The organism is Caulobacter sp. BK020, from assembly GCF_004342605.1.
GTDB lineage: Bacteria > Pseudomonadota > Alphaproteobacteria > Caulobacterales > Caulobacteraceae > Caulobacter.
In genome coordinates this window covers 19,114-44,578 of the sequence record NZ_SLZL01000017.1, presented here as the reverse complement: position 1 = coordinate 44,578, position 25,465 = coordinate 19,114, and the positions used below count along the sequence as shown (strand labels likewise).

The following is a 25,465-nucleotide window of genomic DNA, read 5'->3' as shown; positions in this document are numbered from 1 at the left end:
TGGCATCCCATCGGACGAGAAACGCCCCGCCACAAGCGCCATACTCTGATCGTCAACTTATCAGACCAATAGTCCGCCGATCTGCGAGTCGCTCTCAATGGCCCCACGGGCGCCGCGGATATATTTGTCTACCTTTTTGACTGACGCATTCTTCTTGCCGCCAAGAGTCCGTATTAGCCCTTCGCACGCAAATTTTTCCCTGGCAGCAGGGACGAGGGAAGTCGCATGGCCGAGCGCATGCTGAAATTCACGACTGTCGCCCGCAAGACGCCCGAAAAGCGTTCGGCGGCTGAGCGGAATGGCGACTTCCACGAGATCTACGCCGACTTCATCGACGCCAAGGCCACCGAGCAGGCCTCGCGTTGCTCGCAATGCGGCGTGCCGTTCTGCCAGACCCACTGCCCGCTGCACAACAACATCCCCGACTGGCTGCGGATGACCGCCGAGGGCCGGATTCAGGAAGCCTACGAGCTGTCGCAGGCCACCAATTCCATGCCGGAGGTCTGCGGCAGAATCTGCCCTCAGGACCGGCTGTGCGAGGGCAACTGCGTGATTGAGCAGTCGGGCCACGGCACCGTGACCATCGGCTCGGTCGAGCGCTACCTGACCGACAAGGCCTGGGAGATGGGCTGGGTGAAGCCCCTGGTCGCCAAGGCCGATCGCGGCCAGTCGGTGGGGATCATCGGCGCCGGCCCGGCCGGCCTGGCCGCCGCCGAGCGGCTGCGCGAGGAAGGCTATGCGGTCACCGTCTATGACCGCCACGACCGGGCCGGCGGCCTGCTGATCTACGGCATTCCCGGTTTCAAGCTGGAAAAGGACGTGGTCGAGCGCCGCACCCGGCGCCTGGCCGACGGCGGCGTGGTGTTCAAGCTGGGCTTCGAGGTCGGCCGCGACGCCACCCTGCAGCAGCTGCGCGACCAGCATGACGCGGTGCTGATCGCCGTCGGCGTCTACGCCGCGCGCGACCTGACCGCCCCGGGCTCGGGCTCGCAGGGCGTCGTGCCGGCCCTGGACTACCTGATCGCCTCCAACAGGAAGACGCTGGGCGACGACGTCCCGGCCTATGACAGCGGCCAGCTGAACGCCGAGGGCAAGGACGTGGTCGTGGTCGGCGGCGGCGACACCGCCATGGACTGCGTGCGCACCGCCGTCCGCCAGGGCGCGACCTCGGTCACCTGCCTCTATCGCCGCGACAAGGCCAACATGCCCGGCTCGCTGCGCGAAGTGGCCAACGCCGAGGAGGAGGGGGTCACCTTCGAGTGGCTGGCCGCCCCGCGCGCCCTGCAGGGCGACGCCGACGCCGTCACCGGCGTGCGCGCCATCCGCATGCGCCTGGGCGCCCCGGACGCCTCGGGCCGTCAGACCCCGGAAGAGATCGACGGCGGCGACTTCGACCGTCCCGCCCAGCTGGTGGTCAAGGCCCTGGGCTTCGAGCCCGAGAACTTGCCGCAGCTGTGGTCGGCGCCGGACCTGAAGACCACCCGCTGGGGCACGGTCAAGGCCGATGTCCGCCACCAGATGACCAACCTGGACGGCGTGTTCGCGGCCGGCGACATCGTGCGCGGCGCCTCCCTGGTGGTGTGGGCGATCAAGGACGGCCGCGACGCCGCCGACGCCATGCACCGCTACCTGATGACCAAAGCCTCCGCGATTTCGATCGCGGCGGAGTAAGTGCCGGCTGATTTCCTCGTCCTTCGACAAGCTCAGGATGAGGAAATCAGACTGCCAGTGACGCTTCAGTAGCCCTCATCCTGAGCTTGTCGAAGGACGAGGGCGGACCAAAGACACCCTTCTGGGAGGCCGCCATGGCCCAAGACATCGACCTCTATCTGAAGAACCGCCAGGCCCTGATCGACGGCCACGCCTACGACCCCTCGACCGAGCGCGACGCGTGCGGCGTCGGCCTGGTCTGCGCCATCGACGGCCAGCCGCGCCGCGAGGTCGTCGAGCTGGCGATTAAGGCCCTGAAGGCCCTGTGGCACCGCGGCGCGGTCGACGCCGACGGCAAGACCGGTGACGGCGCCGGCGTGCTGGTCAGCGTCCCGCAGGACTTCTTCGTCGACCAGGTGCGCCGCACCGGCCACGCCCTGCGCCAGGGCCCGATCGCCGTCGGCCAGGTCTTCCTGCCGCGCACCGACCTGGGCGCTCAGGAGGCCTGCCGCACGATCGTCGAGGCCGAGGCCCTGCGCTTCGGCTTCTATATCTATGGCTGGCGCCAGGTGCCGGTCGACACCTCGGTGATCGGCGAGAAGGCCAACGCCACCCGTCCGGAAATCGAGCAGATCATGCTGGCCGCCCCGGCCGGCCTGGAGGGCGAGGCGCTGGAGCGCGCCCTGTTCCTGTGCCGCAAGCGCATCGAAAAGCGCGTTCACGCCCAGAACATCAGCGACTTCTACATCTGCTCGTTCTCGGCCAAGTCCCTGATCTACAAGGGCATGTTCCTGGCCGAGCACATCGACGAGTTCTATCCGGACCTCAAGGACGAGCGCTTCGCCGCGGCGGTGGCGATCTTCCACCAGCGCTATTCGACCAACACCTTCCCGCAATGGCGCCTGGCCCAGCCGTTCCGGATGCTGGCCCACAATGGTGAGATCAACACCATCAAGGGCAACATCAACTGGATGAAATCCCACGAGATCAAGATGGCGGCCGACGCCTTCGGCGAGTTCGGGGACGACGTGAAGCCGGTGATCCAGCCGGGCGGGTCGGACTCGGCCAACCTGGACAACACCTTCGAGGTGCTGGTCCGGGCCGGCCGCGACGCGCCGATGGCCAAGACCCTGCTGGTGCCGGAGGCCAACGGCCCGCACATGAAGGCCTCGCACAAGGCCCTCTACAGCTATTGCAACGCGGTGATGGAGCCGTGGGACGGCCCGGCCGCCCTGTGCGCCACCGACGGCCGCTGGGTGGTGGCCGGCAAGGACCGCTCGGGCCTGCGTCCGCTGCGCGTCGCCTATACCGACGACGGCCTGGTGATCATGGGCTCTGAAGCGGGCATGTGCGGCGTCGAGGAAAGCCGCATCACCCGCAAGCTGGCGATCTCGCCGGGCCGGATGATCGCCATCGACCTGGGCGAGGGCAAGCTCTACGGCGAGGACGCGATCATCGACGAGCTGGCCGGCCGCCACCCCTATACCGACTGGCTGGGCAACATGGTCGATCTCGAAAAGGAGATCGGCCCCGGCCCCGAGCCGCGCAAGTACGGCCGCGAGGAGCTGACCCGCCGCCAGGCGGCCGCCGGCTTCTCGCTGGAGGACCTGGAAATGGTCCTGGCCCCGATGGTCGAGGAGGGCAAGGAAGCCGTCGGCTCGATGGGCGACGACGCGCCCCTGGCCGTGCTGTCGGAAAAGTACCGGCCGCTCAGCCACTTCTTCCGCCAGAACTTCAGCCAGGTGACCAACCCGCCGATCGACCCCCTGCGGGAGACGGGCGTGATGAGCCTGAAGACCCGGTTCAAGAACCTGGGCAACATCCTGGCCCAGGACGCCGCCCAGGCGGACGTCTATGTGCTGGAAAGCCCGGTCCTGACCACCGGCATGTACGAGCGCATCCATGGCCTGCTGGGTCAGAAGAATGTCGCCGTCATCGACTGCACCATGCCGCTGCCGGCGCCTGAGGCGCGTCCGGGCGACGCCCTGCGGGCCAATCTCGACCGCATCCGGGCCGAGGCCGAGGACGCGGTGCTGCGCGGCTGCGGCGCCATCGTCCTGACCGACGAGGGCAGCGACGCCGAGCGCGTCGCCCTGCCGATGATCCTGGCCACCGGCGGCGTCCACGCCCACCTGGTCGCCAAGGGCCTGCGGTCGTACGTCTCGATCATCGTCCGCTCGGCCGAGTGCCTGGACACCCACTATTTCGCGGTGCTGGTCGGCGTCGGCGCCACGGCGGTCAATGCCTACCTCGCCCAGGAAAGCTTCCAGGACCGCCTGGAGCGCGGCCTGGTCGGCGACAAGTCGCTGCGCGACGTCTGCATCAACTTCAAGACGGCCATCGAGGGCGGCCTGCTGAAGATCATCTCCAAGATGGGCATCAGCGTCATCTCCTCGTACCGCGGCGGCTACAACTTCGAAGCTGTCGGCCTGTCGCGCGCCCTGGCGGCCGAGTTCTTCCCCGGCATGCCGTCGCGCATTTCGGGCATCGGCCTGGCCGGCCTGGAGAGCAAGGCGGTCGAGCTGCACCGCAAGGCCTGGGGCGAGCCGGCCGTGACCCTGCCGGTCGGCGGTCTCTACAAGCTGCGGCGTTCCGGCGAGGCCCACGCCTTCGAGGCGCGGCTGATCCACACCCTGCAGAGCGCCTGCGACACCGGCGACTTCGAGCTGTACCGCCGCTGGTCCAACGGCCTGCGCACGCAAAAGCCGATCCAGCTGCGCGACCTGCTCGACTGGCGCTCGGACCGCAACCCGATCTCGACCGACGACGTCGAGAGCGTCAACGAGATCCGCAAGCGCTTCGTGACGCCCGGCATGAGCCTGGGCGCTCTGGGCCCCGAGGCGCATGGCGTGCTGAACATCGCCATGAACCGGATCGGCGCCAAGTCGGTGTCGGGCGAGGGCGGCGAGGACTCCGCCCGCTACAAGCCCCTGCCGAACGGCGACAACCCCAACAGCGCCATCAAGCAGGTGGCCTCGGGCCGGTTCGGCGTCACCGCCGAATATCTGAACCAGTGCCGCGAGATCGAGATCAAGGTCGCCCAGGGCGCCAAGCCCGGCGAGGGCGGCCAGCTGCCCGGCTTCAAGGTCACCGAGATGATCGCGCGGCTGCGCCACGCCACGCCCGGGGTGATGCTGATCAGCCCGCCGCCGCACCATGACATCTATTCGATCGAGGACCTGGCCCAGCTCATCTATGACCTGAAGCAGATCAACCCGATCGCCCGGGTCACGGTGAAGCTGGTCGCCGCCACCGGCATCGGCGCGATCGCGGCCGGCGTGGCCAAGGCCAAGGCCGACGTGATCCTGGTGGCCGGCAATGTCGGCGGCACCGGCGCCTCGTCCCAGACCTCGGTCAAGTACGCCGGCGGTCCGTGGGAAATGGGCCTGTCGGAAGCCAACCAGGTGTTGACCCTGAACAACCTGCGCCATTCGGTGGTGCTGCGCACGGACGGCGGCATCCGCACCGGCCGCGACGTGGTCATCGCCGCCATGCTGGGTGCGGAGGAGTTCGGCATCGGCACGGCGTCCCTGGTGGCCATGGGCTGCATCATGGTGCGCCAGTGCCATTCCAACACCTGTCCCGTGGGGGTCTGCACCCAGGACGAGGCCCTGCGCGCCAAGTTCACCGGCACGCCGGAAAAGGTCATCAACCTGTTCAGCTTCGTGGCTGAAGAGGTCCGCGAGATCCTGGCCGGCCTGGGTTTCAGGAGCCTGCAGGAGATCGTCGGCCGCACCGACCTGCTGGCCCAGGTCAGCCGCGGCGGCGAGCACCTGGACGACCTGGACCTGAACCCGCTGCTGGTCCGCGCCGATCCTGGCCAGAACAAGCCCTACTGCACCGTCGAGGGCGGCCGCAACGCCGTGCCCGACACCCTGGACGCCCAGATCGTCCGCGACGCCGCGCCCCTGCTCGAGCGCGGCGAGAAGATGCAGCTGACCTATACGGTCCGCAGCACCGCCCGGTCGATCGGCTCGCGCACCTCCAGCCACATCGTGCGCAAGTTCGGCATGAAGGGCCTGCCCGCCGGCCACCTGACCGTCCAGCTCAAGGGCTCGGCCGGCCAGAGCCTGGGGGCCTTCGCGGTCCAGGGCCTGCGCATCGAGCTGACCGGCGAGGCCAACGACTATGTCGGCAAGGGCCTGTCGGGCGCGACGATCGTGATCAAGCCGGCCCGCGGCCTGGCCGCGCCGGAGACCAACACGCTGATCGGCAACACCGTGCTGTTCGGAGCCACCTCCGGCCGGCTGTTCGCCGCAGGCCAGGCCGGCGAGCGCTTCGCGGTCCGCAACTCGGGCGCCACCACGGTGGTCGAGGGCTGCGGCGCCAACGGCTGCGAATACATGACCGGCGGCCAGGTGGTGATCCTGGGCCCGACGGGCGGCAACTTCGGGGCCGGCATGACCGGCGGCATGGCCTTCGTCCTCGACCAGCACGGCCGGTTCGAGAGCCAGGTCAATCCGGAGAGCATCCTGGTCCAGCGTCTGGCCTCGCCCTACTGGGAAGGCGTGCTGCGCTCGCTGGTGGCCGAACACGCCCGCGAGACGGATTCGGCGTTCGCCGAGAGCCTGCTGCGCGACTGGGACCGGGTGCGCGACCTGTTCTGGCAGGTCTGCCCCAAGGAGATGGTCTCGCGGCTTCCGCAGCCCCTGGCGGCGGAAGAGGCGGTCCACGAGCGGGCCTAGAGCAAATCGCGCGATATAGGAATCGCACGATTTGCTCTAGGTTTTTGTTTTCGCATCGCTTTTGCGGAAAACCGGCATCCACTTTTCCGCTCTAGGCGGCCGGCACGAAAAACTCCGCCGCGGGATCACCGCGGCGGAGTCCTTGTCCGTCGATCGGCCTTTTACTTGGGCGTGATCGTCGAGGTCGGCGCGCCATCGGCGCCGTTGCCGGTGACCGCGTTGTTCACGTAGCTTTGGATCAGGCCGCCGCTGAGCGGCTGGAAGCCGAAGGCGTTGCCGACGAAGCTGCTACGATTGACCAACGCCACGGCGCCGGCGCCGATGGAGTTCACGCCGCCGGCGTTGTTCGAGGAGTTGGTGTCGGTGATGTAGATGCTCGCCGTCGCGCCGGCGCTGACGATGTGGATCCCCGCCAACGTGTTGTTGGAGAGGTTGCTGTTGGCAATGGTGCCCTTGACCGATCCCGAGGTGCTCGAGGCGTCCAGCTGAACACCGCGAGCGTTGTCGATGGCCGTGACGTGGTTGAAGGAGACGATCGCGCTGCCCGAGCCGGTGGGCTGCACGAGAATGCCGGCTCCGGTGCTCGCGGCGCCGTTTTCGGACAGCAGCGTATTGACGACATTGAGCCGCAGGGTGCCCGAACTGTTCAGCGCGACGATGCCGTTGCCGTTCGGCGCGGCGGCCCGATTGCCGTAGATGTAGCAGTTCTCGATATTGACCGCGCCGGCCTGCAGGATGCGAACGCCGTTGAGGCCCGTCGAAACGCCTGTCGTCGGCCCCATGATCACCAGCCCTCGCAGGGTGACCGTGTCGGTGGCGGCGGCGTTGATGAGAATGCCGTTGGTCGAGGCGTTGAGCGTGCCGCCAAGAGCCGGATCGGTGCCGATAGTGATCGACTTGGTGATCGTCACCGTGCCGAACCCGCCCGGATCCAACACATTGATTTCACCGCCGGCCGCCGTCTTGGAGATCGCTCCGGCGAAGGTCTTGCAGGGCGCGGTTCGGCTGCAAGGGTTGACGTCGTCGCCGACGCCGGACACCCAGGTTCGCGTCGCTTGCGCGTGCCCGACGACCGGCGCGCTCAAAAGGGCTAATGCAAGAAGCCCGCTCTTGATCAAATGTCTCATCTCTGCCTCCCAGTCAGCTTAACGATGGCCCAGATCCTAAACCTATGGACAATATGTCCAATAAGCTCAACCATTTCTGCTCCGGATAATAACATTGGTATCCGAATTTTGGACTCGGAGCGATAATGGCGTATGCCGCCGCGTGCCGATGATCGCTCGTCGCGGCGAAATTCGTCGCGCCATTCGCTGAAAGGGCGGAGTTGATGGAGGCGTCGGGCGTCGGCGCAGAAGCCGTCTTGGCGGACCAAGGCGCGACCACGGCGTTCGTCGTCGCGCATCCGGGCCACGAACTGCGCCTGGCGACCTGGATCGCCCGGACTCGACCTCTGGTGTTCATCCTGGCCAAGGGCGCCCGCGCCGGCCGGTCCGAAACCCGGATCCAGGCGAGCCGCCTTCTGGTCGAGGCGCTCGGCGCCACGCCGTCGGACCTGTTCGGCGTAGCCTTCGACTCCGAGATCTACGGCTGGATCATGAACCGTGACGTGAAGGTCTTTTCGGCCCTGGCCGACGATCTGCGGGAGGCTTTCGTCGCCCGACGAGTCGAGTTCGTGGTGACCGACGCCTGGCAGAACTACAATCCTGTCCACGACCTTACCCACGCCCTGGCGCGGGTGGCCGCCGCCGAGGCCTCGGCGCTCACCGGACGCCCGGTCGAGGTCATGGATTATCCCGTGGTCATGGGCCGTCTGGCCCACGCGCCCCTGGGCTCCGAGCACAGCCACATCGAGCAGTCCTCCCAGGACTTGGCGGCCAAGGCCAGGCTGATCGACGACTATCCCGATGTCGCCGACGACGTCCGGGCCTTGGACGATGCGGTCGGCCGCGAAGCCGTCAGTCGCGAGACGCTGCACCGTCCGCTGAACCTGGAGACCTTGCGCGGTCCGCTGGATGAGGCGCCGTGGTACGAGCGGCACGGCGAGGAACGGGTCAGGGCGGGAGTCTATTCCGACGTGCTGCGCTGGAGCCACATGGCGCCGATCGTCGCCATGTTGGCTGACCGCCTGTCGGCGGCCGAAAGTCGGTCGGGGTCGGCGGTCCTGCCGGCGCTTTCGCCGATCGCGCCGCTCTAAGCTCCCGAGCCCGGCGGGCCTTAGCTAGAGCATCGCGCGGAAAAGTGGATGCCGGTTTTCCACAAAAGCGATGCGAAAACAAAGAGCTAGAGAAAATCGTGCGATTCCTATATCGCGCGATTTGCTCTAGCCCAGCTGGATGGCCAGGAGCCCAAAGCCCAGGGGGCGCCGATCCAGCGAAACACCCGCCGACTTGGGCGTCACGCAGTCATCGGTCTCGAAGGTCATCCAGTGCTGCCCCCCCTCGACCCGTTGGGGGAGCGTGAGCCTGACGGTCGACACCGCCTGCTCGACGCCGTCGTTCTCCAGGACGACCTCACCCAACGGCCGGCCGTCCAGACCGCAGGCGATCCGGAAGGGCTTGCGAGCCGGCGTGGCGAACGCCAGCAATTCCAGGTCGATCTGCTCGAAGGCCTGGCCGGGCGCCAGCCTGAAGCGGGCGCTGCAGGACCGTTGCGCAGACCAGGCGCCCCAGGACTCCGGGGGGTGGAAGCCGGTCAAGGCCAGGGCGAGGGGGGCGGCGGCGCGGGCGCGCTGTCCGGGCTCGATCGGCGCCAGTCCCGTTTCGAGGCGGGCGATGTCGGCCAGCAGCGCCTCGCGTTCCAGCGGCCAGCCGGCCACGTCCAGGGACGGGTTCCAGGTTTGCATGTGCAGCGCCACGGCGCGGGCCGTCTCGTCGCGACCGACCAGCGGCGCCATTCCGTGGCTGCGGATCGCCCGCCGATAGAGCGAGACATAGCTTTCGGCCCAGGCCTGGAGATTGGCCTCCCGTCGCACCCGTTCGCCCAGGGCCACGGCGCCGACGGCGTCGTAGGCGTCGATCTCGTCGAGCAGGGCTTCGACCGTGACCGGGCGGGAGAGGGTCCGAAGGCCGAAATTCTCGCGCCGCCAGCCCGCGTAGCGCTCTTCGGTGGCGAAGCCCGCCAGGCCGCGACCGTCGCACACGATCACCGGTCGCAGGGCGGCCATGGCCTCGATCGCGGTCAGGGCGCTGCAGAAGACCAGGTCGTACCGAGGCAGCAGGGCCTCCGGCGCATCGGTCAACCGGTCCACGGCCGCGCCGACGGCGTCGACGATGATTCCGCGCTGGGCGCAGGCGGCCTGGATCGCCTCCAGATGGCCGTGATTCTTGGCGAACGCCAGGGCGCGTCTGGGCTTGTCGGGAGGGGGTGGTCCGGGCCGGAAGCGGACGGTGTCGACACCGTTGGGAATGACCTCGACCAGCTTCGGATCGATCCCGCCCTGCACGGTCATGCGGGTCCGGAAGGCCTCGCTGATCGAGACGTAGGCGCGGATGTTGGGCAAGCGCGGCGGATGGTCGTGCCAGGCCATGAAGTCGTGGCAGACAAAGATCGCCGGCGTGTCGGGATACCGGGTGGCTGCGACCGCCGTCTGGACGACGTGGTGGCCGTGGATGACGTCCGGCGTTTCCCCGATCGCCAGGATGTCGTCCGTCACCGGAATGGAGGCGCGTCGGATCTCCTCGGCGACAGGGCCGAGCCGCGGCGAATAGACCATCGGCCGGTGTCCGGCCTGCAGCAGCGCGAACGCCAGGTCGCGCGTCACCGTTTCGGTTCCGGACCGGCTCGCCAGCGTGATGTTGGTCAGCAGTATGCTCAGGCCGCCGGGATCGGTCGCAGACAAGTCGGATGTTCCTCGCATTGCGGCGATCGATCGGCGTCGCGCGAGTCGAGTCATAGACTGGCCGGTCGCCTGTCCGCCATGGTCAACGCACAGGCTGGGATCCGCCTGGCCGCGGGCCCACGTAGCGGGCGCGAGGGCGGATCAGTCTGCCCGTCTGCAGTTGCTCGATGGCGTGGGCGTGCCATCCGGCCATGCGCCCGACGGCGAACAGGCTGAAGGGCGCGTCGCCGGGCAAGGTCAGGGCCTGCGCCAGGGCCACCAGGGCGAAGTCGATGTTCGGCGCAAGACCGGTGGAGACCTCGGTCTCGCGGCGCAGGTCGGCTAAGAGGTCTGGAACCTCGAAGCTGCCCAGAAGGGCCGCGGCGCGCGGGTCGCCGTCTGGATAGAGCGGATGGCCAAAGCCCGGGGTGGTCGAGCCCTGGGCCAGGCGCCCGGCCACGGCCTTGCCCGCTCCCCGGCGCCGCGCCTCGTCGACGAACGCCTCGACCCGGGCGGCCATGCCGCCGTGCAGGGGTCCTGACAAGGCCGCCAGTCCCGCCAGCGACGCTGCGGCGAGCGAGGCTCCGGTCGAAGCGGCGACCCGCACGGCGAAGGTCGACGCGTTCAGTTCGTGGTCGGCCAGCAGCACCAGGGCCCGGCGGATCAGGTCGGCGCCGTGGGCGTCCAAGGCCCAGGCGTCGGCGAGGCGCTGGTGGATGGGGCCCTCGCCGATCGACCCGGCCACGGCGTCGGCGGCGGCCTCCAGCAGGCCGGCCGCTTCCATCGCCAGGGCCAGCGGGGCGCGGCCCCTAGCGGGCGGATCGATCCCGGCTCGGGCGGCCAGGGTGGAGAACAGCCGGGCGCGCGGCGTCTCGCCCTTCTTCGGCTTCTTTGGTTCCGATCCGGTCAGCGGCGCGCCGTGGCCGCCGCGCAGGAGACGCGCGACCTGCTCCAGGCTGTGCATCCGGACCAGGTCAACGGCGTCCTGGCCGCGATAGAACAGCCGCCCGCCCTCCACCGTGGTGATCGCGGAGGGCAGCACCGGCTCGCCCCAGGCGATGGCCTCGGCCGCGACGTCGGCAGCCCGCCGGCCTCGGGCCTTACGGGCGGCCAGGGCGGCGACGTCGGAGGCGCGATAGAGGCTGCGGCGCGGATCGTCGGGATGGGCCGTCGCGCCCACCCGGCCCCGGCTGACATAGGCGTAGAGGGTCTGGGCGCGCACCCCCAGCGTCGCCATCGCCTGTTCCGCGTCGATCCATTCCGCCATTCATATTGATTATATTGATCAAGATTGACGATCAAGCACCCGAGGCGTGGATTGCGGGACGAAAGGAGATCTCATCCATGTCCAAGGGTCTTTCCGCCGTTCCCACCGCGAACTCCGTCGCCGAAGGCCTGGAAGGCGTCGTCGCCGCCCACACCGTGCTGTCCGACGTCAATGGCCAGGCCGGTCGCCTGACCATCCGCGGCTACGCCGTCGAAGACCTGGCCCATCGCGCCGGGTTCGAGGACGTCGCCCATCTGCTGCTGGACGGCTTCTTCGACTCCATGCCGTCCGACCTGGCTTCGGCGCTGGGCGCGGCGCGCGTACGGGTCTTCGCCGAGGTCGCGGCCCTGGACGAAGGCCTGGCCCGGCGCGATCCGGTCGAGGCCGTCCGCGCCCTGATCGCCCGTCTGCCTGACGGCGAGGGGCTGGACACCGCCCTGCTGCTGATCGCCGCCCCGGCGGTCTTCACCCCGGCCGTCCTGCGGGTCGCCGCTGGCGAATCGCCGGTGGTCCCGGACCCGGCGCTGTCGCACGCCGCCGACGTGTTGCGGATGACGCGTGGCGTTCCGGTCACGGACGGGGAGGCCCGGGCCCTGGACGCCTATCTGGTCACGGTCTGCGACCATGGCCTCAACGCCTCGACCTTCGCCGCCCGGGTGGTGGCCTCGACCCGCGCCGGCCTGACCTCGGCGGTGCTGGCCGGGATCTCGGCGCTGAAGGGGCCGCTCCACGGCGGCGCTCCAGGTCCGGTGATCGAGATGCTGGACGCTATCGGGACGCCCGACAACGCCCAGGCCTGGATCCTGGCGGCCCTGGCGCGCGGCGACCGGCTGATGGGCTTTGGCCACCGCATCTACCGGGTCCGCGACCCGCGCGCCGACGCCCTGAAGGCCGCGATCCGCCAGCTGGCCCAATCTCAGATAAATTTGGCCTCCAATGCGGTTCCCGGCCGCCTGGCCTTCGCCGAGGCGGTGGAGCAGGCCGCCCTGCGGATCCTGCGCGACCACAAGCCCGACCGGCCGCTGGACACCAATGTCGAGTTCTACACCGCCGTACTGCTGGAGGCCCTGGGCCTGCCGCCGGCCGCGTTCACCTGCGTGTTCGCCATGGGCCGCACGGCCGGCTGGATCGCCCATGCCCGCGAACAGTTGGCCACCGGCAAGCTGGTGCGGCCCCAGTCGGTCTATGTGGGGCCGAGGACGAAAGCGGCGGCTTAGCGCGCTCGCGACTTGAGGTGGGGACACACACTCACCCCACGGCATGGCCAGCGGCCTTGCCATGAGTGTGCGTCCCCGTCTTCGTCCATGGCGTCATGCCTGCGAACACCTCGCGCGAGTCGTTCTCGCTGGGGTCGCATCGCGGCGCTTGCTACACAGGCGGCATGTCCGCTCCCGCCCTGACCGCCGCCGAATCTCTGGTGCTGACCCGCCGGGTGACCACCCTGTCGGTGGGGGTCGCGGTCGTCCTGATCGCGATCAAGGGCGTCGCCTGGCTGATGGGGCATTCGGTGGCCATGCTGGCCTCGCTGGCCGACAGCGGGCTGGACCTGGTCGCCTCGCTGATCACCTTCTACGCCGTGCGCTACGCCGCCGTTCCGCCCGACGCCGAACACCGCTTCGGCCACGGCAAGGCCGAGGCCTTCGCCAGCCTGACCCAGGGCGGCCTGGTGTTCGCCTCGGCGGCGCTGATCGGCCAGGAGGCCATCCGCGCCTTCGGCCGCGCCGAGCCCCCCGAGCATGGCGTCCTGGGCGTCGGGGTCATGGCCGCCTCGATCGTCCTGACCCTGCTGCTGATCCGGGCCCAGACCGAGGTGACCAAGAGGACCCGTTCGGTGGCGGTGTCGGGCGACCGCGCCCACTACGCCGCCGACCTGGCCTCCAACGCCGTGTCGCTGGTCGGCCTGGCCGCGGCCAGTCTGCTGCACCTGGCCTGGGTGGACGCCGCCGCCGGCCTGGCCGTAGCCCTGTGGCTGCTGTGGGGGGCGATCGGCGTGTTCCGCGAGGCCGCCCACCAGCTGATGGACCACGAGCTGCCGCTGGAAGATCGCGAGCGGATCATCGCCCTGCTGACCGCTGACCCCCGCGTACTCGGCGTTCACCAGGTGCGCACCCGCGCCTCGGGCCCCTACATGCATGTCCAGGCCCACATGGACCTGGATCCGACCCTGGTTTTGAGCGTCGCCCACGCGGTGATGGTGGCGGCCGAGAACCGTGTGCTGGAGGCCTTTCCGGCCGCCGACATCCTGCTCCACCCCGATCCCCGCGGCGTGGCCGAGCCGCATGGCGGGGCGTTCGGCGAGGTCCCGCCGCCCTGAGCGCGCATCGCCGGGCTTGCCGACCGCGTCCGGCGGGGCCAAATGGCGCTTCCTGCACAGACGACGAGCGACCCACCCGATGGACGACACACTGGCCAAGCTGCCGCGAGCCTTCGCGGGCGTCACCGTGCTGGTGCTGGGCGACGTGATGCTGGACCGCTTCGTCTATGGCGCGGTCGACCGCATCTCGCCCGAGGCGCCGGTGCCGGTGATCGCCGTCGAGCGCGAGACGGTGATGCTGGGCGGGGCCGGCAACGTGGCCCGCAACGTCGCGGCCCTGGGCGGGCGGGCGGTGCTGGTGGGCGTGGTCGGCGACGACGACGCCGGCCGGGTGCTGACCGGCCTGATCGACCGCGAGGCCAGCCTCGACTCGGCCCTGATCGTCGACGCCCGCCGCCGCACCACCGAGAAGACCCGCTACATCTCCGGCTCGCACCAGATGCTGCGGGCCGACCGCGAGGACCGTGGCGAGGCCGACGGCCAGGCCCTGCTGGCGGCGTTCAACGCCCACCTGCGCGAGGTCGACGTGGTGGTGCTGTCTGACTACGCCAAGGGCGTGCTGACTCCCACGGTGCTGAAGGCCGCCATCGCCGCCGCCAACGCCGCCGGCAAGCCGGTGATCGTCGATCCCAAGAGCCGCGACTTCTCGCGTTACGACGGCGCCACCCTGATCAAGCCGAACCGCCGCGAGGCCGCCGAGGCCACGGGGGTGACCGGAGCCGGCGACGAAGCCGCCGCCGAGGCGGCCAACGCCATCCTGGCCGGCGCCCCCAACCTCGCCGCCGCCCTGATCACCCGGGGCGGGGCGGGCATGACCCTGGCGGTGCGCGGCGAGGCGCCGGTCCACCTGCCGGCCACGGCCCTGGAAGTGTTCGACGTCTCCGGCGCCGGCGACACGGTGGCCGCGACCCTGGCTCTCACTCTTGCTCGCGGTGCGCGTCCGCTGGACGCGGCGCGCCTGGCCAACCTGGCCGCCGGCCTGGTGGTGGCCAAGCTGGGCACCGACGTGGTCACCGCCGACGAGCTGGTCCGCCTGGCCCACGGCGAGCACGCCGATCCGGCGGCCGACAAGATCGCCGACCTGGACGGGGCTCTGGCCGTCGTCGCCGGCTGGCGGGCGCGGGGCCTGAAGGTGGGCTTCACCAACGGCTGCTTCGACCTGCTGCACCCCGGCCACGTCTCGCTGCTGGCCCAGGCCAGGGCCGCCTGTGACCGGCTGATCGTCGGCCTGAACACCGACGCCTCGGTCCAGCGCCTGAAGGGCCCGACCCGGCCGGTGCAGAAGGAGGGCGGCCGCGCTACGGTGCTGGCCTCGCTGTCGGCGGTGGATCTGGTGGTGCTGTTCGACGAGCAGACCCCGCTGACCCTGATCCAGGCCTTCCGTCCCGACGTGCTGGTCAAGGGCGCCGACTATACGGTCGAGACCGTGGTCGGATCGGACATCGTGCTGGGCTATGGCGGCAAGGTGCTGCTGGCCCAGCTGAAGCCCGGCCAGAGCACCACCAACCTGATCGGCCGGATGAACGCCAAGGCCTGATCGACCGGCGCGATCGGGCCGAACGCCGGAAACCTTACGAAACCCCTTAATTCAGCCGCGAAGTCGACCGATGACCGTCGTTCGGCAAGTTGTTGTTAAACAAAACGGCGCATCGATCGAACGATGCAGCCTGAATGCGCGTGGGCATGAGCGTCGAACGAACCCTTCACCACTTTCCCCTCGACCCGGCCTCGCGCCAGGTGCGCCTGGCCCTGGGCGAGAAGCGCCTGCCGTTCGTCGAGGTGCAGGTGCGCTATTGGGAAGGCCCGGCCGAGTTCCTCAAGCTCAACCCGTCGGGCCTGCCGCCGGTGCTGGTCGAGACCCGGCACCAGCGCACCACGGTGATCGCCGAGAACCGCGCCATCCTCGAGCACATCGAGGAGCAGGAGCCCGAACCCGCCCTGCTGGGCCGCGAGCCGGGCGAGCGGGCCGAGGCGCGCCGCCTGCTGCAGTGGTTCGACCGCAAGTTCGACAACGAGGTCAACGGCTTCCTGCTGCACGAGAAGATGGAGAAGCGCCTGCTGCGGCTGGGCGCGCCGGACCTGTCGTCGCTGCGCCGGGGCCGCGACGCCCTGCGCGCGCACATGGACTATATCGAGGGCCTGCTGAACACCCGCGACTGGCTGGCCGGCCGGCGTATGAGCCTGGCCGACTTCGCCGCCGCCGCCCACCTGTCGGTGATCGACTATTTCGGCGACGTGCCGTGGAAGGACTTCCCGGCGACCAAGACCTGGTACATGAAGCTGAAGTCCAGGCCCGCCTTCCGACCCATCCTGGCCGATCGCTGGCCGGGCCTGGCGCCGGTCGCGCACTATGACGATCTCGATTTCTGATCACCCGAACGCATCCCAGAAAGATGGGGGGCTGAGGGATGAAATCCGCGCCGAGGCCCTGAGGCTGGGCTTCGACGCCTGCGGTTTCGCCAGCGCCAGCGACGCCTGGCCGAACGGCGGCTGGCTGCGCGACTTCGTGGCCGAGGGCTTTCACGGGGCCATGGGCTGGATGGCGGAGACGCTGGACCGGCGCTCCCATCCCACGGCCATGTGGGCCGACGCGAAGACGGCGGTGGTGCTGGGCGTCAATTACGGCCCCGAGCACGACCCGCTGCTGGCGCTTCAGGATCCGTCCCGCGCGACGATCAGCGTCTACGCCCAGGGCGACGACTATCACGAGGTGATCAAGAAGCGGCTCAAGGCCCTGGCCCGCTGGATGCACGGCCGGTTCGGCGGCGAGGTGAAGGTGTTCGTCGACACCGCTCCGCTGATGGAAAAGCCCCTGGCCCAGCGGGCCGGCCTGGGCTGGCAGGGCAAGCACACCAACCTGGTCTCGCGCCAGTTCGGCTCGTGGCTGTTCCTGGGCAGCGTGCTGACCACCCTGGACCTGCCGGCCGACCCGCCCGAGCGCGACCATTGCGGCTCCTGCACCGCCTGCCTCGACATCTGCCCGACGAGGGCCTTCCCGGGCCCGAACCGGCTGGATGCGCGGCGCTGCATCTCGTACCTGACCATCGAGCTGTCGGGGCCGATTCCGATGGAATTCCGCGAGGCCTTGGGCAACCGCATCTACGGCTGCGACGACTGCCTGGCCGCCTGCCCGTGGAACAAGTTCGCCAGCCTGTCCAACGAGATGGCCTTCCACGCCCGCGAGACCTTGAAGGGGCCGTCCCTGGCCGAGTTGGCCGGGCTGGACGACCCGGCCTTCCGCGCCCTGTTCAGCAAGAGCCCGGTCAAGCGCATCGGCCGGGACCGCTTCGTGCGCAACGTGCTCTACGCGATCGGCAACAGCGGCGACGCGGCGCTGATGGCGGTGGTCGAGCCGCGGCTGGCGGATCCCTCGCCGGTGGTGCGCGGCGCGGCGGTGTGGGCGGCGGGGCGGCTTCTGGACGCAAAGACCTTCGCGCGACTGGCGGAGGCGGCGAGGGAGGTCGATCCGGCCGTGCGGGCGGAGTGGAAGAACGGTTCGACGCTCGGATCCGCGCCCCTTCCGCACGGCCCGATGGCGTCACCGCGATAGGGGCGGGGCCGTATCGCCGTCGAGGAAGCGGCGCATGAGGTCGGCGATGACCGGCGTGGCCAACTGGGCGCCTACGGCTTCCTGGGCCCGCCGTCCGATGGCCTCGCGGCGCGCGTCGTCGTCGATCAGCTCCGCCAGGGCCCGGCCGGCGGTCTCGATGTCGGCCTGGGCCCAATGGCCGCCACGATAGATGCCCTGCGGGTCATCGACCGAGATCAGGGTGTAGGGGACCAGGACCGCCGTCCGGTCGCTCATGTAGTCGAGATTTCCCGACCAGCCGGTGGCGATCACGGCCTTGCCAGCCGCCATGGCCTCGGCCAGCAGCAGACCGAAACCTTCGGAACGGTGCAGCGACAGCAGGATGTCACAGCTGGCCAGCAGGCGATCTCGATCGGCGGCGCTCAGCGCCTGGTCGATCAGCACGACGTCGTGCGCGTCGCCGATCGCCGCCAACAGCGAGGCCAGGGCGGCGGGGGCCTCGGCGCCGCCCATGGTCTTGAACACCAAGGTCGCAGGGCGGTGGGTTCGAGCGACGGCGCGGCGGAACGCCTCCAGGGCGGCGAGCGGGTTCTTGCGGGCCAGGGTGGAGCGCAGGTCAAAGGCGGAAAGGACGATCACGTGATTTGGATCCAGCCCGAATCGGGCCCGGTCCGGGGTCGCCGGGCTCACCGGCACAGGGTGGGGCGCCACGCGCACCGCCAGTCCGCGCGGCGCGGCCGAGCGCACGGCGTCGGCGGTGAACCGCGAGGGGACCCAGATCTCGTCGACATAGCGGAAGGCCGGTTTCCACAGACCGGGAACCGTCGGCAGTTCCCAAGCCCAGTATCCGATGACCCGCTTGCCTTCGAACGGCGTCGGATCGCTTGCGATCAGCTGGATCAGTTCGGGCGGGTTCATATGGGCGATGATCACCCCCGACCCGGCGTCCGGCGCGGTGGCGTCGCCGAGGTCAAGCCGGCGCATATGGCCCAGCCGTTCCGAGACGTCCCAGGCCTGCACGGCGGTTCCAGTCGAGGCCAGGGCCGAGGCCAGGGCGCGTGCGGCCTCGCCCAGGCCCAGGACGGCGCCATGGAAGCCCGCCACGACGATCGGCCCGGCCGCCGTCGTCGCCGGATTCACAGCGCGTCGCCGCCATCCGTATCGCCGATAGGCGCGCAAGGCGGGCAGGCGGACCGAGATCGCCTCGCAGAGATCCGGCGCACACCGCCAGGCCAGAGCTCTGAGTTGTTTCAACACGATCGATGTACCCCGGGGCGGTCGGGCTGTGTTAGCCAGTCTTTCTGTTCCCGTTCAATAGACAGTCGTGTTCATGGGCTCGCCGCCGCCTCTCGTCAGCATCCTTATCGTCGCCTACCAGAGCGGCCCGACCTTGGCGCGATGTCTGGACGGCCTGAGGGGCCAGAGCTTTCGGGATTTCGAGATTCTGCTGGTCGACAACGCCTCTACCGACGGCGCGCCCCAAGCCGCCGCGAAGGCCGATCCGTCGATTCGCTTCCTTGAGCCCAAGGCCAATCTCGGCTTCGCGGCGGGCAACAACCTGGCGGCGCGGGAGGCCAGGGGGCGCTGGCTGGTGCTGCTCAACCCCGACGCCTATCCGGCGCGCGACTGGTTGGCGGCCTTGATGGACGGAGCCTTGCGCCACCCAGAGGTGCGCTGCTTCACCTCGCTGCAGATGGTGGCCGACGAGCCGGGTCTGATGGATGGAGCGGGCGACGTGATGACCTCGGCCGGAATCCCATTCCGGGGCGGCTATCGCCGACGGCTGCCGCCGGGTCTGCCAGAGGGCGAGGTGTTCTCGGCCTGTGGGGCGGCGACGCTGATCGACCGCGACCTGTTCCGGGGCCTGGGCGGCTTCGACGAGCGGTTCTTCTGTTATTGCGAGGACGTCGACCTGGGCTATCGCCTGCGGCTGGCTGGCGAGCCGACCCTGCTGCTGCCGGGGGCGGTGGTTGAGCACGTGGGCTCGGCCAGCACCGGGGTGCGGTCGGACTTCGCGATCTTCCACGGCTCGCGCAACCGGATCTGGACCTTCCTCAAGAACACCCCGCCGCTGCTGCTATGGCTCACCGCGCCGCTACATGTGGGGGTGACGGCGGGCCTGCTGCTGCTGCACTGGCGGCGGGGCGACGCCACGCCGGTGGTGCGTGGGATCGCGGCCGCCTTCCAGCGCCAGGCCCTGGAGCTGATCCTGGCGTCGCGGCGCGAGCTGCAGGCGACGCGCAGGGTCAGCTCCTGGGACATCCTGCGGGCCATGGCCTTCGACCCCGTGGCCTTTGTCGGCCGGCGGATCGTTATCCGCCGCCACCGACCCTCGACCGTCACCTCGCCGAAAGCTCCTCGATCAGCCGCCGCATGAAGGCCGCGCCGCGCTCCATCTGGCTGAGCTCGACATATTCGTCGGGCTGGTGGGCTTGGTCGATCGAGCCGGGGCCGCAGATCACGGTCGAGAATCCGGCCCCCTGGAACTGGCCGGCCTCGGCGGCGTAGGGCACGACGCGCGGCGGGCCGTTGTCGCCGGCGATGCGACGGGCGAAGGTCTCGGCGGCGCCGTCGACCTCGGGGGCGAAGGCGGGGGTCATCGAGCGGGTCTCGACCACGACGCCCCCTTCCGGGGCCCTGGCCTTGACCTGAGCGTCCAGCGCCTGCGCCAGGGCGAAGAAGTCGGCCAGAATCGCCCTGGGCTCCAAACCCGCCGGGACGCGCAGGTCGAAGACGAACACGCACTCGCGGGCCAGGATGTTGACCGCCGTGCCGCCGTTGACCTGGCCAATGGTCAGGGTAGCGCCCTTGGGGGTGAACGGCGAGTCCGGATCGGCCTCGCGCTCCAGCCGCTCGGACAGCTCGACCAGATGGTTCATCAGCTTGATGGCGACCATGTTGGCCGAGACGCCCAGATGGGTCAGGCTGGAATGGGCCTCGCGACCGGTGACCGTGACCCGGAAGCTGGCGATGCCCTTGTGACCGCGCACGGCGACCATGTCGGTGGGCTCGCCGACCACCACCAGGGCGGGGCGGGGCAGTTCGTCGGCGATCACCGCGATCATGTCCGGCGCGCCCAGGCAGCCGACCTCCTCGTCATAGGAGAAGGCCAGGTGGACGGGGCGGTCGAGGGTCGCCTTGGCCAGCTCGGGGGCGGCAGCCAGGGTCAGAGCCAGGAAGCCCTTCATGTCGCAGGTTCCCCGGCCGTAGAGCCGGCCATCACGCCGCGTCAGGACGAACGGATCGCTGGTCCAGGGCTGGCCGTCGACCGGCACGACGTCGGTGTGGCCCGACAGCACGACACCGCCCGGGATCGCCGGACCGATGCTGGCCAGGAGATTGCTCTTGGTCCCGTCGGCGTTGGGCACCCGCCGCGAGGCGACGCCAAGGTCGGACAGATACGCCTCGACCCATTCGACCAGGGCCAGGTTGGACCGGCGCGACGTGGTGTCGAAGGCCACCAGGGTGGCGAGGATGTCGACCGCGCGGGCGGCTAGGACTTCGGAGGAGGCGACTTCGATAGGGGCGACCATGGCCTGAACCTAGCCTGCGCCGGCGCGCGCGCCTACGGGGCTCGATCCGGAACGCCTCGCTTCGCGTTCCATGCCCGCGGGACTCAAGCCGGCGCGCGTTCCTTGGGCGCCTGGATCTTCGAGGCCAGGACGTCGATCAGCTCGATGCGGAAGATCATCACGCTGTTGCCGGGGATCGGACCCTTGTCCTCGGCCCCGTAGCCCAGTTCCGGCGGCACATAGAGGGTCCATTCGTCGCCCGGACGCATCATGACCAGGGCCTCCTTCCAGGCCGGCACCAGGCCCTGCAGCGGGAACGAGGCGGGCACGCCACGTTCGTAGGAGCTGTCGAACACCGTGCCGTCGACCAGCTTGCCCTCGTAATTGACCTTGACCTCGTCGGTAGGCGCCGGCTTGGCGCCGCCGGGTGGGCCCGAGCGGACGACCTTGTACTGAAGGCCGTCGGCCAGGGTGACGACGCCCGGCTGCTTGGCGTTCTGGGCCAGGAACGCCTGGGCGGCGGCCAGACTTTCCTGCTGCTTCTTGCTGGGGCCGCAGGCGGACAGGGCCAGGGCCGTGGCGAGAACGGCGGCAAGGGTGAAACCGAGGGGGCGGACCATGGGGCGACGGGCTCCGGCGAACATTCGTCCGTGCTAGACCAATTCGCGCTCGCCCGCGCGCCGATTTTCGGCAACCGCAAGCTTGGCCGGAGTTTGAGACGCGCAGTCACAGAACAGTGGTGGCGCCCGACCGCGTCGCGCCCTAGAAACCGTCGGCATCAGTGACCGCTCACGAGGCCTTCATGAAACCCGTCCGCAAAGCCGTCCTCCCCGTCGCGGGCTTCGGCACCCGGGTCCTGCCCGGCACCAAGACGACGCCGAAAGAACTGCTCAACGTCGTCGACCGGCCGATCCTGTCGTACATTATCGAGGAAGGCCGCGCCGCGGGCATCGAGCACTTCGTCTTCGTGACGGGGCGCAACAAGGGCGCGATCGAGGACTATTTCGACCACCAGGTCGAACTGGAGGCGGCGCTGGAAGCCAAGGGCAAGACGGCCCTGCTCAAGGAGCTGCGCGACGAGCTGCCCCGCCCGGGCGAGATGAGCTTCGTGCGCCAGATGGCCCCGCTGGGCCTGGGCCACGCCGTGTGGTGCGCCCGCGACATCGTCGGCGACGAGCCGTTCGCGGTGATGCTGCCCGACATGGTGATGTCGGCCTCCAAGCCTGCCCTGGCTCAGGCGATCGAGGCCTACGACCAGAAGGGCGGCAACATCGTCGTGGTCGAGCCGGCCCCGGAGGGCATGGCCCACCAGTACGGCATCGTGGCCCTCGACGGCCAGGACGGCCGTCTGAACCGCATGACCGGCATGGTCGAGAAGCCGCCGAAGGGGACCGAGCCCTCGAACCTGTTCATCTCGGGCCGCTACATCCTTCAGCCGGAAATCTTCGACCTGCTCGAAAAGCAGGGCAAGGGCGCCGGCGGCGAGATCCAGCTGACCGACTCGATGCTGACCCTGTTGGAAAGCCAGGACTTCCACGCCCTGGAATACGAGGGCGAGACCTATGATTGCGGCGACAAGATCGGCCTGCTGCGGGCCAATGTCGCCCTGGCGCTCAAGCGTCCGGATCTCGGCGACGCGGCGCGCGCGATGATCCAGGGCCTGTTGTAGAGCCCCCCTCTCCGCAGATTGCATCTTGCCCAGAACGGGCGAACTATTGCACCAGCCTTCGATGCGGTCCCGTGAGCCTCGGCGTGCGGGATCGCGCAAAGGCTCGGAGATTCCATGGATACGATCGCCAAATCCGCGGCGGAACGCGCGCCGGCCAGTCGCCGGAAGCGGGCGTCCAAGGTCGAGGCCGCCGCCGACAAGCTGACCGGCGCGAGCCTGGAGGCCGCCTATAGCGAGGCCCGGGACCGTGCGCAGCGCGCCGAGGCCGAGCTGGCCCTGGTCCGCTTGCAACTCGAAGCCTATCAGCAGGAACTTTTCGAAAGCGAGCGCCAGAGCGCATGGCTGGCGGCCGAGCGTCAGGGCCTTGTCGGACAGATCGCCTACCTCGAAGCGCGGCCGCGCGAGGGAGAGCCGGCGACCGGCGCGCAGTCGCGGCTGGCCGAGCTGGAGAACGCCGCTCTGCTGAACGCCTCCTACATTCGCTCGCTGGAAAGCTGGGTCAGCCGCGTCGAGGAACGGGCGACCCGGGCCGAGGCCGAGCTCGAAGCGTTCCGCGCCAGGCCCTGATCCGTCCGAGGCGGTCACCCTTTTCTCCTGGACCGCGCCGTCGGGCGATCGCGATCCAGGTCGATTCCAAGATTCAGGTCGAGCATGGTCCAGCAGAGCAATTTGAACGCGGAGATCTGCATCGTCGGCCGGTGCTGGTTCGAGACGGGAATCGGCACGCTGACCTACGCCTGGTGCGAGGCCCTGGCGCGCAATTTTCCGGTCTGCATCCTGCCGACCGAACCGGACCTGCGAACGCGGGACGCGATCGTCCTGCCCAGCGGGCGGTCGATCCCGGTCTGGAAGGGCCAGGACGTCAAGGCGTCGATCTTCGTCGACGTGCTGTGGAACGGCGCCTACGACCACAATTACACCCTGGTTCCCCAGTCGGGTCTGCGCCTGGCCTCGGTGGTGTTCGATTCCGACGCCCTGCCCCCCGAATGGGTTCGGACGCTCAACAACCATTTCGACGCGGCCGTCTGCACGAGCCCGCATATCCAGGAACTGCTGACCAGCGGCGGCGTGGAGATTCCTTCCGCGGTGGTTCCGCCGCCGCTCGACCTGGAACCCCTGCTGCGCCGGCCTTTCCGGAAGTATTCCGACAAGCTGAGGGTCGGATCGGTGGCCGCCTTCCACCCGCGCAAGGGCGCGGAGGTCCTGGTCGCCGCCTTCGCCAAGGTGTTCGGCCGCCGGGACGACGTCGAACTGGTCCTGCATTCGAACCTGAACTTCGCCGACACCGTCGACCAGCTCCGCCTGCAAGTACAGGCCATGGGCCTGACCAACGTGGTGATCTCGACCGGCAATCTGTCGGTCGAAGAAAAGACGGCCCTGATCGAGTCGTTCGACGTCTTCGCCAACTTCTCGCGCGGTGAAGGCTATTCGATCGGCCCGCGCGAAGCGCTGGCCCTGGGCAAGGTCCTGGCCCTGTCCGACGTGGGAGGTCACAGCGACCTGGCCGGCGTGCCCGGCGTCTTCCTGGCTCCGGCCCATCTGCGGCTGCCGGCCCGCTATGTCGAGATCGACAACCGGGTCTTCGGCGAGCAGCGCGGCGTCCTGGTCGATGACGCCGCCAGGACGCTCAAGGCGGCGCTGGACTTCGTCGAGGCGGATCTGGACAGGGAAAGCCGGGTCGCCCGGCGGGCCTATGCCGGTTCGCTGTCGTTCAGCCGCATGTCGACCACCGTCGCCGAGCTGCTGGAACCAGGAATCCGCTCGTTCCGTCGTTCGGCGCCGGTCGCCGAGCATGTCTCAATCCCGGCGGCCTTCAAGCAGCGCATCGCGCGGGGCCTGGCCGAGCGCGGCGGGCTGAGCCATCAGCGCGCGCGGGTCATCCAGGCCCACGACGGCGGCTTCTTCTCGATCTTCAACACCTACTTCACGCACCTGGCCTGGGATCTGCGCGACGAACGCTGCCACCGGACCCTGCCGGACTGGGATGTGGGGCGCTTTCTCGAACGGCAGAAAGGCGCGCCGGCGACCAGCTTCTGTTATGGGCGACCTGAGGACGGCAACGTCTGGACCCGCTTCTTCGAGCCGCTGTTCGACTTGTCCGTCGACGACATGAACGACGGCGCGCTGCTGTATGCGAACGCCGGGCCGCCCGACTATCCGTTCAACGAGGCGCGCGAGCCGCTGCTGACCTATGTCCACGCTTACCGCCTCTACAAGACGCCGTGGTTCCGCAATTTCCGCCGGCAGTACAACCGGGTGTATCGCGACCATATCCGGCTGGCGCCCGATCTCGCCGCCGAGATCGACCGGTTCGCCGCCGACCTGCCGGGGGACGGCGTGCTGCTGGGCGCGCACGTGCGGCATCCGAGCCATTCGATCGAACAGCCCGGCGCGGTCATGGCCCACACCGACAGCTATGTGGACGCGCTCAAGGCGCAGATCGCCCAGAAGGGCCTGGACCGTCGGGGCGCGCCGGATTGGCGAATCTTCCTGGCGACCGACCAGGAGAGCGTCGTGCGGCGCTTCAAGGCCGAGTTCGGAGGCCAGGTCTGCTTCTTCGAAGGCGTCGAGCGCACGCGCGAGGAGGACGACCTGCGGCTGAGCGCCGGCGGCGACGCCCTGCGCCACGTGCAGGGCCACCAGGTGCAGCATTTGATGGCGGCGTCCACGGCTACATGGTCTGCCGATCTGGCCCGTCAAGTCATTCGCGACGCGGTGATGTTGTCGCGATGTGACTCTATGCTTCATGTCGTCAGCAACGTCTCGACCGCCGTATCCTACATGAACCCCAACTGCGAGCTGATCTTCTGTCGGCCAGGGCAACTCATTTCCGACGGTGGGTCCGCCTAACGGGCGTTAGCCTTGCAAGTGTTTGGCGTGAATTGAATTTCCGACCGCGGAGCCAGTTTACTCGGGCCGCCCCGTAGTTCATATCGTTCCACCCGGAGAGGAGCCCGAACGCAACCGTCCGCTGATGGCGGCGTGGCGTCGGGAGCGTCGCGGGGGGCTTGTAGCGAAG

General features: G+C 69.2%; 18 protein-coding genes. 12 read left to right on the top strand and 6 right to left on the bottom strand.

The window, feature by feature from the left end:
- The first annotated feature begins 225 nt into the window (after positions 1-225).
- Positions 226-1,671, top strand: coding sequence for an NAD(P)-dependent oxidoreductase (locus EV278_RS18560; protein WP_132094814.1), 1,446 nt, complete (start codon positions 226-228; stop codon positions 1,669-1,671).
- A gap of 134 nt (positions 1,672-1,805) precedes the next feature.
- The gene (gene gltB / locus EV278_RS18555) at positions 1,806-6,335 is read left to right on the top strand and encodes a glutamate synthase large subunit (protein WP_132094812.1); all 4,530 of its coding nucleotides are present in this window, start codon (positions 1,806-1,808) and stop codon (positions 6,333-6,335) included.
- Between the two features lie 161 nt (positions 6,336-6,496).
- Here gltB and EV278_RS18550 read toward each other — a convergent pair whose 3' ends face one another.
- On the bottom strand, positions 6,497-7,453 hold the full coding sequence (locus tag EV278_RS18550; RefSeq protein ID WP_132094810.1) for a hypothetical protein: 957 nt from the start codon (positions 7,451-7,453) through the stop codon (positions 6,497-6,499).
- 245 nt (positions 7,454-7,698) lie between these two features.
- On the opposite strand from EV278_RS18550, the gene EV278_RS18545 reads away from it, so the two are divergent.
- The gene (locus EV278_RS18545) at positions 7,699-8,532 is read left to right on the top strand and encodes a hypothetical protein (protein ID WP_132094808.1); all 834 of its coding nucleotides are present in this window, start codon (positions 7,699-7,701) and stop codon (positions 8,530-8,532) included.
- A gap of 126 nt (positions 8,533-8,658) precedes the next feature.
- On the opposite strand, the gene EV278_RS18540 is transcribed toward EV278_RS18545, so the two are convergent.
- Positions 8,659-10,176 (bottom strand): glycosyltransferase, encoded by a 1,518-nt coding sequence (locus EV278_RS18540; protein ID WP_165916700.1) that lies wholly within the window; start codon positions 10,174-10,176, stop codon positions 8,659-8,661.
- A gap of 82 nt (positions 10,177-10,258) precedes the next feature.
- A complete protein-coding gene (locus EV278_RS18535; RefSeq protein ID WP_132094804.1) occupies positions 10,259-11,422 on the bottom strand; it encodes a citrate synthase in 1,164 nt (387 codons plus the stop codon).
- Between the two features lie 77 nt (positions 11,423-11,499).
- On the opposite strand from EV278_RS18535, the gene EV278_RS18530 reads away from it, so the two are divergent.
- The 5 genes from EV278_RS18530 (at position 11,500) to queG (ending at position 17,286) form a co-directional block, all read left to right on the top strand.
- Entirely contained in the window at positions 11,500-12,639 is a 1,140-nt protein-coding gene (locus EV278_RS18530) for a citrate synthase/methylcitrate synthase (protein WP_132094803.1), read from the top strand.
- A 164-nt stretch (positions 12,640-12,803) separates the two neighbouring features.
- Complete coding sequence (locus tag EV278_RS18525) at positions 12,804-13,736, top strand: cation diffusion facilitator family transporter (protein WP_132094801.1); 933 nt, start codon at positions 12,804-12,806, stop codon at positions 13,734-13,736.
- Between the two features lie 79 nt (positions 13,737-13,815).
- Positions 13,816-15,273: a D-glycero-beta-D-manno-heptose-7-phosphate kinase gene (gene rfaE1 / locus EV278_RS18520; protein WP_132094799.1), complete on the top strand. Its 1,458-nt coding sequence runs from the start codon at positions 13,816-13,818 to the stop codon at positions 15,271-15,273.
- 146 nt (positions 15,274-15,419) lie between these two features.
- Complete coding sequence (locus tag EV278_RS18515; RefSeq protein ID WP_132094797.1) at positions 15,420-16,106, top strand: glutathione S-transferase family protein; 687 nt, start codon at positions 15,420-15,422, stop codon at positions 16,104-16,106.
- Positions 16,087-17,286: a tRNA epoxyqueuosine(34) reductase QueG gene (queG, locus tag EV278_RS18510; RefSeq protein WP_132094795.1), complete on the top strand. Its 1,200-nt coding sequence runs from the start codon at positions 16,087-16,089 to the stop codon at positions 17,284-17,286. Before EV278_RS18515 ends, queG begins: the two co-directional genes overlap by 20 nt.
- Here queG and EV278_RS18505 read toward each other — a convergent pair.
- Positions 17,275-18,519, bottom strand: coding sequence for a glycosyltransferase family 4 protein (locus EV278_RS18505; RefSeq protein WP_165916699.1), 1,245 nt, complete (start codon positions 18,517-18,519; stop codon positions 17,275-17,277). The two genes, queG and EV278_RS18505, sit on opposite strands and share 12 nt — an antisense overlap.
- Positions 18,520-18,595: 76 nt before the next feature.
- On the opposite strand from EV278_RS18505, the gene EV278_RS18500 reads away from it, so the two are divergent.
- Positions 18,596-19,642: a glycosyltransferase family 2 protein gene (locus EV278_RS18500; protein WP_132094926.1), complete on the top strand. Its 1,047-nt coding sequence runs from the start codon at positions 18,596-18,598 to the stop codon at positions 19,640-19,642.
- Here EV278_RS18500 and argE read toward each other — a convergent pair.
- Entirely contained in the window at positions 19,605-20,798 is a 1,194-nt protein-coding gene (gene argE, locus EV278_RS18495) for an acetylornithine deacetylase (RefSeq protein ID WP_132094791.1), read from the bottom strand. The genes EV278_RS18500 and argE overlap by 38 nt on opposite strands.
- Before the next feature lie 83 nt (positions 20,799-20,881).
- Entirely contained in the window at positions 20,882-21,397 is a 516-nt protein-coding gene (locus EV278_RS18490) for an FKBP-type peptidyl-prolyl cis-trans isomerase (protein WP_132094789.1), read from the bottom strand.
- 182 nt (positions 21,398-21,579) lie between these two features.
- Here EV278_RS18490 and EV278_RS18485 point away from each other — a divergent pair, with 182 nt between their 5' ends.
- The 3 genes from EV278_RS18485 to EV278_RS18475 all read left to right on the top strand — a co-directional run bounded on the left by EV278_RS18485 (position 21,580) and on the right by EV278_RS18475 (position 25,296).
- A complete protein-coding gene (locus tag EV278_RS18485) occupies positions 21,580-22,446 on the top strand; it encodes a UTP--glucose-1-phosphate uridylyltransferase (protein ID WP_132094787.1) in 867 nt (288 codons plus the stop codon).
- 114 nt (positions 22,447-22,560) lie between these two features.
- On the top strand, positions 22,561-23,013 hold the full coding sequence (locus EV278_RS18480; RefSeq protein ID WP_132094785.1) for a hypothetical protein: 453 nt from the start codon (positions 22,561-22,563) through the stop codon (positions 23,011-23,013).
- Between the two features lie 84 nt (positions 23,014-23,097).
- On the top strand, positions 23,098-25,296 hold the full coding sequence (locus EV278_RS18475; RefSeq protein ID WP_132094784.1) for a glycosyltransferase: 2,199 nt from the start codon (positions 23,098-23,100) through the stop codon (positions 25,294-25,296).
- The last annotated feature ends 169 nt before the right edge of the window (positions 25,297-25,465 follow it).

Coding starts and splice junctions, on each gene's coding strand:
- EV278_RS18500 (WP_132094926.1), top strand. CDS start 18,596: ATGGGCTCGCCGCCGCCTCTCGTCAGCATCCTTATCGTCGCCTACCAG.
- EV278_RS18480 (WP_132094785.1), top strand. CDS start 22,561: ATGGATACGATCGCCAAATCCGCGGCGGAACGCGCGCCGGCCAGTCGC.
- gltB (WP_132094812.1), top strand. CDS start 1,806: ATGGCCCAAGACATCGACCTCTATCTGAAGAACCGCCAGGCCCTGATC.
- queG (WP_132094795.1), top strand. CDS start 16,087: ATGACGATCTCGATTTCTGATCACCCGAACGCATCCCAGAAAGATGGG.
- EV278_RS18525 (WP_132094801.1), top strand. CDS start 12,804: ATGTCCGCTCCCGCCCTGACCGCCGCCGAATCTCTGGTGCTGACCCGC.
- EV278_RS18515 (WP_132094797.1), top strand. CDS start 15,420: ATGAGCGTCGAACGAACCCTTCACCACTTTCCCCTCGACCCGGCCTCG.
- rfaE1 (WP_132094799.1), top strand. CDS start 13,816: ATGGACGACACACTGGCCAAGCTGCCGCGAGCCTTCGCGGGCGTCACC.
- EV278_RS18490 (WP_132094789.1), bottom strand. CDS start 21,397: ATGGTCCGCCCCCTCGGTTTCACCCTTGCCGCCGTTCTCGCCACGGCC.
- EV278_RS18475 (WP_132094784.1), top strand. CDS start 23,098: ATGGTCCAGCAGAGCAATTTGAACGCGGAGATCTGCATCGTCGGCCGG.
- argE (WP_132094791.1), bottom strand. CDS start 20,798: ATGGTCGCCCCTATCGAAGTCGCCTCCTCCGAAGTCCTAGCCGCCCGC.
- EV278_RS18560 (WP_132094814.1), top strand. CDS start 226: ATGGCCGAGCGCATGCTGAAATTCACGACTGTCGCCCGCAAGACGCCC.
- EV278_RS18530 (WP_132094803.1), top strand. CDS start 11,500: ATGTCCAAGGGTCTTTCCGCCGTTCCCACCGCGAACTCCGTCGCCGAA.
- EV278_RS18535 (WP_132094804.1), bottom strand. CDS start 11,422: ATGGCGGAATGGATCGACGCGGAACAGGCGATGGCGACGCTGGGGGTG.
- EV278_RS18485 (WP_132094787.1), top strand. CDS start 21,580: ATGAAACCCGTCCGCAAAGCCGTCCTCCCCGTCGCGGGCTTCGGCACC.